Origin of the sequence: uncultured Amnibacterium sp., assembly GCF_964244015.1 — a bacterium.
Taxonomy (GTDB): Bacteria; Actinomycetota; Actinomycetes; order Actinomycetales; family Microbacteriaceae; genus Amnibacterium.
This window is the reverse complement of the sequence record NZ_CAXTHO010000116.1, coordinates 457-9,322: the sequence shown is the minus strand read 5'-3', so window position 1 is coordinate 9,322 and position 8,866 is coordinate 457. Positions and strand designations below refer to the sequence as shown.

General features: G+C 69.7%; 9 protein-coding genes and 2 pseudogenes (1 of these 11 cut by a window edge). All 11 read right to left on the bottom strand.

What is annotated here, in order from left to right; genetic code table 11:
* Nucleotides 1-589 (bottom strand): annotated as a pseudogene (locus ACFE67_RS12215) (F0F1 ATP synthase subunit beta); the annotation flags it as partial.
* Nucleotides 590-606: 17 nt separating this feature from the next.
* Nucleotides 607-1,503, bottom strand: coding sequence for a F0F1 ATP synthase subunit gamma (locus ACFE67_RS12210; protein ID WP_375407151.1), 897 nt, complete (start codon nt 1,501-1,503; stop codon nt 607-609).
* Between the two features lie 3 nt (nt 1,504-1,506).
* The gene (atpA, locus tag ACFE67_RS12205; protein ID WP_375407150.1) at nt 1,507-3,144 is read right to left on the bottom strand and encodes a F0F1 ATP synthase subunit alpha; all 1,638 of its coding nucleotides are present in this window, start codon (nt 3,142-3,144) and stop codon (nt 1,507-1,509) included.
* 52 nt (nt 3,145-3,196) lie between these two features.
* Nucleotides 3,197-3,982, bottom strand: coding sequence for a F0F1 ATP synthase subunit delta (locus tag ACFE67_RS12200; protein WP_375407149.1), 786 nt, complete (start codon nt 3,980-3,982; stop codon nt 3,197-3,199).
* A 13-nt stretch (nt 3,983-3,995) separates the two neighbouring features.
* The gene (locus ACFE67_RS12195; protein WP_375407148.1) at nt 3,996-4,553 is read right to left on the bottom strand and encodes a F0F1 ATP synthase subunit B; all 558 of its coding nucleotides are present in this window, start codon (nt 4,551-4,553) and stop codon (nt 3,996-3,998) included.
* 32 nt (nt 4,554-4,585) lie between these two features.
* Complete coding sequence (atpE, locus tag ACFE67_RS12190) at nt 4,586-4,810, bottom strand: F0F1 ATP synthase subunit C (protein WP_375407147.1); 225 nt, start codon at nt 4,808-4,810, stop codon at nt 4,586-4,588.
* Nucleotides 4,811-4,856: 46 nt separating this feature from the next.
* Nucleotides 4,857-5,645: a F0F1 ATP synthase subunit A gene (gene atpB, locus ACFE67_RS12185; RefSeq protein WP_375407146.1), complete on the bottom strand. Its 789-nt coding sequence runs from the start codon at nt 5,643-5,645 to the stop codon at nt 4,857-4,859.
* A gap of 145 nt (nt 5,646-5,790) precedes the next feature.
* Nucleotides 5,791-6,207 carry a hypothetical protein gene (locus ACFE67_RS12180; RefSeq protein WP_375407145.1) on the bottom strand — a complete coding sequence of 139 codons (417 nt, stop codon included), beginning with the start codon at nt 6,205-6,207 and terminating at the stop codon, nt 5,791-5,793.
* A complete protein-coding gene (locus ACFE67_RS12175; RefSeq protein WP_375407144.1) occupies nt 6,207-7,433 on the bottom strand; it encodes an MraY family glycosyltransferase in 1,227 nt (408 codons plus the stop codon). The genes ACFE67_RS12180 and ACFE67_RS12175 overlap by 1 nt, the downstream gene beginning before the upstream one ends.
* Complete coding sequence (locus tag ACFE67_RS12170; protein WP_375407143.1) at nt 7,430-8,209, bottom strand: L-threonylcarbamoyladenylate synthase; 780 nt, start codon at nt 8,207-8,209, stop codon at nt 7,430-7,432. Before ACFE67_RS12170 ends, ACFE67_RS12175 begins: the two co-directional genes overlap by 4 nt.
* Nucleotides 8,210-8,339: 130 nt before the next feature.
* A pseudogene (gene prmC / locus ACFE67_RS12165) lies at nt 8,340-8,866 on the bottom strand (peptide chain release factor N(5)-glutamine methyltransferase); it runs 355 nt beyond the window's last position.

Genomic DNA, 8,866 nt, shown 5'->3' with positions numbered 1-8,866 from the left:
CGAACACCGACACGCCGCCATGGCCCTTGGCGATGTTGTTGATCAGCTCCTGGATGAGCACGGTCTTGCCGACGCCGGCGCCGCCGAACAGGCCGATCTTGCCGCCCTGGACGTACGGGGTCAGCAGGTCGATGACCTTGATGCCGGTCTCGAACAGCTGCGTCTTCGACTCGAGCTGGTCGAAGGCCGGGGCCTTGCGGTGGATCGGCCAGCGCTCGGTGACCTCGAGCGTCTCGCCCGGCTTCAGGTCCAGCGCCTCGCCGATCACGTTGAAGACGTGACCCTTGGTGATGTCGCCGACGGGCACCGAGATCGCGGCACCGGTGTCGCGCACCTCCTGCCCGCGGACCATGCCGTCGGTCGGCTTCAGGGCGATCGCGCGGACGACGTCGTCGCCGAGGTGCTGCGCGACCTCGAGCGTGATCTCGGTCGACTCGTCGCCGATGGCGATCGTCGTCTTCAGCGCGTTGTAGATCTCGGGGATCGAGTCGTGCGGGAACTCGATGTCGACGACCGGTCCGGTGACGCGGGACACGCGGCCGACGCCGGGCTCCGAGGTCGTGGTGGGTTCTGGGGCGGTGAGCGTCATGACTCTTTCGTCCTTCCTCAGCGGCCGGACAGCGCGTCCGCGCCGCCGACGATCTCGGAGATCTGCTGCGTGATCTCCTGCTGCCTCGCGTTGTTCGCGAGCCTGGTGTACTCGCGGATCAGCTTGTCCGCGTTGTCGCTCGCGCTCTTCATCGCGCGCTGCGTCGCGGCGTGCTTGCTCGCCGCGCTCTCCAGCATCGCGGCGTACAGCCGCGACTCGATGTAGACGGGCAGGAGGGCGTCGAGCACGTCGCTCGCGTCCGGCTCGAACTCGTACAGCGGCAGGGCGAGCCGGTCGCCCGGCTCCTCCACTCCCTCGACGATCTCGAGCGGCAGCAGCCGGAGGATCTCCGGCGTCTGCGTGAGCATCGAGACGAAGCGGTTGTAGACGATGTGGATCTCGTCCACGCCGCCGTCCGCCGTGTCCTGCACGAAGGCGTCGACGACCGCTTCCGCGATCTCGTGCGCCGTCTCGGCCGTCGGACTGTCGGTGCCGCCGACCCAGTCGCGTACGAACTCGCGGCGACGGAACCGGTAGTAGCCGACCGCCTTGCGACCGACGACGTAGGAGACGACCTCCTTGCCCTCGCTGCGGAGCAGCTCGCCGAGCTCCTCGCTCTTGCGGAGCACGTTCGAGTTGAACGCGCCCGCGAGGCCGCGGTCGGACGAGAACACGACGATCGCGGCGCGCGTGGGGTTCGCCGCCTCCCGGGTGAGGACGTGGTCGACGTTGGAGTAGGTCGCGACCGCCGAGACCGCACGCGTGACCGCACGCGCGTACGGCAGGGAAGTCGCGAGGCGCTGCTGCGCCTTCGCGATCCGCGAGGCGGAGATGAGCTCCATCGCACGGGTGATCTTCTTCGTCGTCTGCGCGCTCTTGATGCGGGAGCGGTAGACGCGGACCTGGGCCGCCACGCGCTACCGCTTGTTCCGGGTGATCTGCGCCTGCTCGACGTCCTCGCGGTCCGCCGCCTCGAAGCTCTCCTTGCCCACGGAGGCGAGCGGCTTGCCCTCGCCGGTCGTGAACTGCTTCTTGAACTCGTCCACCGCGTCGGTCAGCGCCGCGACCGTGTCGTCGCTCAACGCGTTCGTCTCGCGCAGGTCGTCGAGCACGGACGAGTTGCGCTTCAGGTACTCGAACAGCTCGCTCTCGAACCGGAGCACGTCCTCCACCGCGACCTCGTCGAACTTCCCGTTCGTGCCGGCCCAGATCGAGACGACCTGGTTCTCGACCGGGTACGGGGAGTACTGCGGCTGGCGCAGCAGCTCGGTGAGACGCGCACCGCGGGCGAGCTGACGCCGGCTGGCCGCGTCGAGGTCGGACGCGAACAGCGCGAACGCCTCCAGCGACCGGTACTGCGCAAGCTCGAGCTTCAGCGTGCCGGACACCTTCTTGATGCTCTTCACCTGGGCGTCGCCACCCACCCGCGAGACCGAGATGCCGACGTCGACGGCCGGGCGCTGGTTCGCGTTGAACAGGTCGGACTGCAGGAAGATCTGGCCGTCGGTGATCGAGATCACGTTGGTCGGGATGTAGGCGGAGACGTCGTTCGCCTGCGTCTCGATGATCGGCAGGCCGGTCATCGAGCCGGCGCCGAGCTCGTCCGACAGCTTCGCGCAGCGCTCCAGCAGACGGGAGTGCAGGTAGAAGACGTCGCCCGGGTAGGCCTCGCGCCCCGGCGGGCGGCGCAGGAGCAGGGAGACGGCGCGGTAGGCGGCCGCCTGCTTGGACAGATCGTCGAACACGATCAGGACGTGCTTGCCGTCGTACATCCAGTGCTGGCCGATGGCCGAGCCGGTGTAGGGGGCGAGGTACTTGAAGCCGGCCGGGTCGGAGGCGGGTGACGCGACGATCGTCGTGTACTCCAGCGCGCCCGCGTCCTCGAGCGCGCCGCGCACGGAGGCGATCGTCGAGCCCTTCTGACCGATGGCGACGTAGATGCAGCGGACCTGCTTGTCCGGGTCGCCGGACTCCCAGTTCGCCTTCTGGTTGATGATCGTGTCGACCGCGATGGCGGTCTTGCCGGTCTGCCGGTCGCCGATGATCAGCTGGCGCTGACCGCGGCCGATCGGGATCATCGCGTCGATCGCCTTGATGCCGGTCTGCATCGGCTGCTTGACGCTCTGGCGCTGCATCACGCCGGGCGCCTGCAGCTCGAGCGCGCGGCGCTCGGTCGTGACCACCTCACCGAGCCCGTCGATGGGCTGGCCGAGCGGGTCCACGACGCGACCGAGGTACGCGTCGCCGACGGGCACGGAGAGGATCTCTCCGGTGCGGCGGACCTCCAGCCCCTCTTCGATGCCCTGGAAGTCGCCGAGCACGATGACACCGATGTCGTCCTCGTCGAGGTTCAGCGCGAGGCCGCGGGTGCCGTCGCCGAACAGGACGAGCTCGTTGGCCATGACGTTCGGGAGCCCCTCGACGTGCGCGATGCCGTCGGCGGCGTCGATCACGAAGCCGATCTCGGTGGCGGACGCCGTGCCGGGGTCGTAGGAGGCCGCGAAGTCCGCGAGTGCGCTCCGGATCGCGTCCGGGCTGATGCTGAGGTCGGTCATCTGGGATGTCCCTTGTGTTCTGAGGTTGCGAAGTTCGTGTGGACGCGTGGCGTCAGCCCGCGAGGCGCAGGCGGAGGTCGTCGAGGCGGGCGCGCACGGTGCCGTCGATCACGTCGTCGCCGATCGTGATCCGCACACCACCGAGGAGGCTGCTGTCGATCTCCTGGTTGACGAAGATTTTACGTCCGTACCCCTGCTCGAGGCGCGCTGAGAGGGCCTCCGCCTGCGCGACGCTCAGCGGTGTGGCCGTCTGGACGACGGCGACGACGCGGTCGCTCGCCTCCGCCACGATCGCCTGCGCCTGGCGCAGCGCCTCGATGGGCTTTCGCCCCCTCGGCAGCCGCACGATGTGCCGGACGATCGTGCGGGTCGCCGACGACGCATCCTTCAGAAGCGTGTCCACGAGTGCGAGGCGCGCGGCGACCGGGGAGGTCACGCCGCCGAGCGCGAGCTCCAGCCGCCCGTCGGAGCCGACCGTCTGGAGGACGGTGAACAGCTCGCGGTCCAGGCCCGCAGCCGTCGTCGGCGACGCGAGCGCCCTGAGCCCGATCTCCTCGACCCCGGCGACGAGGTCGCCGGGCTCCGACCAGCGCCCCGCAACGAGCGACTCGAGGATCCCCCGGGTCTGCGGCTGCAGCGATGCAAAGGCCCGCTGCACGAGTGCCGTGCGCTGCTCCGCCGGCACGCCGCCGTCGGCGAGCACGGCGACCAGCTGACGGGACGAGGCGAGACCTCGAGCCGCCGTGAGCAGCTCGTCGCCGAGCGCCGGCGACGGTCGCGTGACCGCGGCCAGCGCCTCCACGCCCGCTGCCGTCGATGTCCGGGTCGCGGCGCCCATCAGATGCCGTCCGTCATCGAGTCGCGTCCTGGGTCGACTGCTCGATCCGGAGGTCCTCGAGGAAGCGGTCGACGAACGCCTGCGCGTTCGCGTCGGTCGCGAGGTGCTCGGTGACCACCGCGGATGCCAGGTCGAGGGCGAGCGAGCCGACCTCGGCGCGCAGCGACTGGACCGCCGCGTCGCGCTCCGACTGGATCTGGGTGCGCGCGCCGGCGACGATCCGCGCCGCCTCGGCCTGCGCCTGTTCCACGAGCTCCGCCCTGATCTGCTTGGCGTCGTCCCTGGCGGCCTCACGGATGCGGCCCGCCTCCGTCCGAGCGTCGGCCAGCTGCTGCTGGTACCGCTCGAGGACCGCCTCCGCCTCTTCACGAGCGTGCTTCGCCTCGTCGATGCGGCCCTCGATGGCCTTCGAGCGTGCGTCCAGCAGGGCGTTCAGGCGCGGCAGAGCGACCCGGATGAACACCACGATGACCACGATGAAGCCGACGGATCCCCAGAAGAGATCGGGCACCTCGGGGACCAGCAGGCTGTGGTTCGACTCCGACGCCGCGGCGACGATTGTCGTGTACATAGATCAGGCTCCTTCGGCCTCGGGGAGGCCGATCAGCTCGGGGTCGGGAACGGGATGAAGCCGATCGCGATGGCGATGAAGCAGAGGGCCTCGGTCAGCGCGATGCCCAGGAACATCAGCGACGTCAGACGCCCCTGCAGCTCGGGCTGGCGAGCGACGGACTCGATCGTCTTGCCGACGATGATGCCGACGCCGATACCGGAGCCGATCGCAGCGAGGCCGAAGCCGAGCGCGGCGAGATAGCCGACGACATTCATTCAGTGTTTCCTTTCGGTGTGGAACAAGGCCCGCGGAGGCGGGCTGTCAGTGCTCTTCCGCAGTCGCGAGCTGGATGTAGATCGCGGTGAGGAAGGCGAAGACGTAGGCCTGCAGAGCGGCGACGAAGATCTCGAAGACCAGGTAGACCAGGCCGAAGGCCACGGTGCCGACACCGATCAGGCCGAGGAAGTTGCCCTTGGGGAGCAGGGTGAAGAGGAAGAACGACGATGCCGAGTACACCAGGGCGAGCAGGAGGTGCCCGGAGACCATGTTCATCAGCAGCCGGAGGGTCAGCGTGACCGGCCGCACGATGAAGGTGGAGAGGATCTCGAGCGGCGTCAGCAGGATGTAGAGCGGCCAGGGGACGCCCGGCAGGAACAGCGCGTTCTTCAGGTACTTCCACTTCAGCTTCTTGAAGCCGGCGTAGATGAACAGCACCCAGGCGATGAGGGCGAGGATCAGCGGCAGCCCGATCACGGAGCTGCCCGGGATCAGCAGCGGCGAGATGGCGCCCGTGATGTTCGTGGCGAAGACGAGGAAGAACATCGTCATGATGACCGGCATGAAGCGCTTGCCGTCCTTCTCGCCGAGCGTCTCGATCGCGATGTTGTTGCGCACGAACCCGAGCAGGAACTCGACCGACAGCTGGAAACGGCCGGGGACGATTTTCATCCGCCGGGTGCCGAGCCACAGCCACAGCACCAGCACGGCCACCGCGAGCATCCGGATGATCAGGATGCGGTTCAGCGCGAACGGCGTCCCCGCGAACAGGACGGCGTCGGGGAAGAACTGATCGATCGTGGGTGCGACGAACACGCCATCGTCGGCGGACATTGGCAACGTGGTGATCAAGTGCTGGAACAGCGCTCTCTCCGTACATCTGCGCGCGTGGCGCACGCGGTGGACTGGCGGGCGTGCAACCACCCTATCAACAGGTGAGTGGGTCGCGAGAGCCTCGGAACCGCTCGTCGGCCGGCGTTCAGACCCGGTCGGACACCGGGATCCTGGCCCGTCCGACGACGATCGCGTCGATGACCAGCGAGGCGATCACCGTGGCGACGATGCCGGCCAGGAGCACCCCCGGCACGACCCACGCCTGGGTCCGCAGCACCAGCAGCACGACGATGAAGACGACGAGCTTGGCGAACCACGCGAGCATCAGCACGGCGTAGGCGCCGATGCCACCGCTCCGAGTGAGCCGGCCCGAGGCCAACACGCCGAGGGCGGTGATGCCGAGGAACAGGATGGTGAGGACCGCGCCGACGAGGCCCGATGCGAGCCCCGGCAGCCCGGCGATCGCGAGCCCGACCAGACCGGTGACGAGCCCGATGGCGAATCCGACCGTCGCCCCGAGCACGAGTGCGCGGCGCAGCACGGTCGCGAGGGTGTCGAACATCAGGCGGATCGCTCCTTCGGGGTGGCACCCGCGCGGTCGAGCGGATCGAGCACCGCGATCTCCGTGGTGGTCGAGGCGAGGGGCTTCGCCTGCACCTGGTACTCGCGGCGCTTGCGATGGGACAGCGGCGCGAGCGTCGCGAGGGCGCAGACCACGAGGCCGCCGCCGATGAAGCTCCACGCCACCACCTGGTCGGCCACGAAGAACAGCAGCGAGCCGACGGAGATGACCGCGGTCCACGCGTAGAAGATGAGGGTCGCGTGCAGGCGGGTGTGGCCCATGTCGAGCAGGCGGTGGTGGAGGTGCTTGCGGTCCGCGCTGAACGGGCTCTTTCCCGCGGCGATCCGGCGGACGACGGCCAGCGCGAAATCGAGCCCCGGCACGATCATGATCGCGACCGGGAGCAGCAGCAGGGTGAAGGCGGGCGCGTAGTGCGCACGGGAGAACCCGCCTCCGGCCTTCAGGAACGTCGTCGGATCCATCGAGCCGGTGACGCTGATGGATGCGACCGCGAACATGAGGCCGACGAGCAGGCTCCCGGCGTCGCCCATGAACAGACGGGCCGGGTGCCAGTTCAGCGGCAGGAAGCCGAGGCAGACCCCGCACATCACGGCGGAGATCAGCGTGCCGAGGCTGAAGTAGTAGGCGGAACCGCTCGCCTGCAGAGCCATGTAGCTGTAGAGGAAGAACGCGCCGTTCGCGATGATCGCGATGCCGGCGACGAGGCCGTCGAGCCCGTCGATGAAGTTCATCATGTTCATCACGACGACGATCGTGATGAGCGTCAGCGCGAGGGACGACCACGTCGAGGTGATCGTGACGCCGCCGATCGGCAGCGAGTCGAGCTGCAGTCCGCCGACCCAGGCGAGCACGCCCGCCGCGATCACCTGGCCGATCAGCTTCGTCGTCCAGTCGAGATCGAAGAAGTCGTCGAGCACCCCCATCACGACGATGAGCGTCGCGGCGCACAGGATCGAGATGATCTGCGGCTCACGGCCCTGGTAGAAGACGGGAGCGAAGTACGAGATCTGCGACGCGAGCAGCAGCGCCGCGAGCAGCCCGGTGAACATCGCCACGCCGCCGAGGCGGGGCGTCGGTCTGGTGTGCACGTCGCGAGCGCGGATCGCCGGGTAGAGCTTGAACCGGATGCCGACCCGCCACATCACGATCGACATCAGGAAGCTCACGGCGGCGCCCACCAGCGCGACGAGCAGGGTGACGATCACTCGGTCGGCTTCGGCTGGTCCACAGGGATTGCCTCGTCGGCGTCCGCCTCGGCGGCGGCCTGGCGGGCGACCTGGGCGTCAGCGGCGTCGAGGCCGTCCTCGGCGGGCTCCGACTCCGGGATGCTGAACGCCTCCGGCACCACGGCCTCGAGCTGCTCGCGACTGATCACGCCCTCGCGGAGCACGCGGAGGGGCCCGGTGCCGTCGACGAGCGCCGTCGCGTCGATGATGGTCGACGGGTCGGGGCCGGGCGTCGAGCCCGCGTCGAGGTAGACGGCGATGGAGTCGCCGAGCTGGTACAGCGCGTCGAGGGCGGTCTGCGCGGCCGGCTTGCCCGTGAGGTTCGCGGAGCTGACGGCGAGCGGACCGGTCTCCGCGAGCAGCTCGAGGGCGATGCGGTCGTCCGGCATGCGGAGCGCGACCGTGCCGCTGGTCTCGCCGAGATCCCAGGCGAGGGTGGAGCGGGCGGGCAGCACGATCGTGAGCCCGCCGGGCCAGAATGCGTCCGCGAGCGCCGACACCGCCTCCGGGACGGTCTCCGCGAGCGCGTCGAGCGTCGAGCGGTTCGGCACCAGCACCGGCGGCGGCGCGGTGCGCCCCCGGCCCTTCGCGTCGAGCAGCGCCTGCACGGCATTGGGCTGGAACGCATCCGCTGCGATGCCGTAGACGGTGTCGGTGGGCATGACGACGAGATCGCCGCGAGCGATCGCGGCGCGGGCTTCGCGCATCCCCGGGAGCAGGCTCACCGCATCGGCGCAATCGACGACCGTCGCCATGGTCGTCATCGTAGCCGTCGGCACCCTGCGTACCGCGGCAGCCCCGCGGCGCGCGGCTCGTTGTGTTCACGGATCAGGGGATTCGGCAGGCGCGAAGCGCCGCCGAATCCCCTGATCCGTGAACAACCCCTCAGCGGAGGCGGGCGGTGGTCACGCGGTCGCGGCCGGTCAGGTCGGGGTGCGTCGCGGCATCCGTCCATGGGTCGCCGAGGAGCGCGCGGACCTCCGCGCCCTGCAGCTCGCCGTGTTCGACGGCGAGCAGGCCGCCCGGCTTCAGGAGGCGTCGCGCCACGATCTCGACCGCGCGCATCGGGTCGAGGCCGTCGGTGCCGCCGAAGAGCGCAGCCGGTGGGTCGAACCGCTGCACCTCGGGGTCGCGCGGGATCATGCCGTCCGGGACATACGGCGGGTTCGAGACCACCACGTCGACAGTGCCGTGCCACTCCGGCGCCGCGTCGGCGAGGTCGCCGAGGTCGATCCGGGCGTTCACCGCGTCGACGCGCTCCCGGTTGCGGTCCGCCCAGGCGAACGCCTCCGGACTCCGCTCCACGCCGATCACCTCCGCGTCCGGGCGCTCGTGCGCGATGGACAGCGCGATCGCGCCGCTGCCGGTGCCGAGGTCCACGGCGCGCCCGCCCTCCGGCAGGCCGCGCAGCG

Coding starts and splice junctions, on each gene's coding strand:
- atpA (WP_375407150.1), bottom strand. CDS start 3,144: ATGACCGACCTCAGCATCAGCCCGGACGCGATCCGGAGCGCACTCGCG.
- ACFE67_RS12200 (WP_375407149.1), bottom strand. CDS start 3,982: ATGGGCGCCGCGACCCGGACATCGACGGCAGCGGGCGTGGAGGCGCTG.
- ACFE67_RS12195 (WP_375407148.1), bottom strand. CDS start 4,553: ATGTACACGACAATCGTCGCCGCGGCGTCGGAGTCGAACCACAGCCTG.
- atpE (WP_375407147.1), bottom strand. CDS start 4,810: ATGAATGTCGTCGGCTATCTCGCCGCGCTCGGCTTCGGCCTCGCTGCG.
- atpB (WP_375407146.1), bottom strand. CDS start 5,645: ATGTCCGCCGACGATGGCGTGTTCGTCGCACCCACGATCGATCAGTTC.
- ACFE67_RS12180 (WP_375407145.1), bottom strand. CDS start 6,207: ATGTTCGACACCCTCGCGACCGTGCTGCGCCGCGCACTCGTGCTCGGG.
- ACFE67_RS12170 (WP_375407143.1), bottom strand. CDS start 8,209: ATGGCGACGGTCGTCGATTGCGCCGATGCGGTGAGCCTGCTCCCGGGG.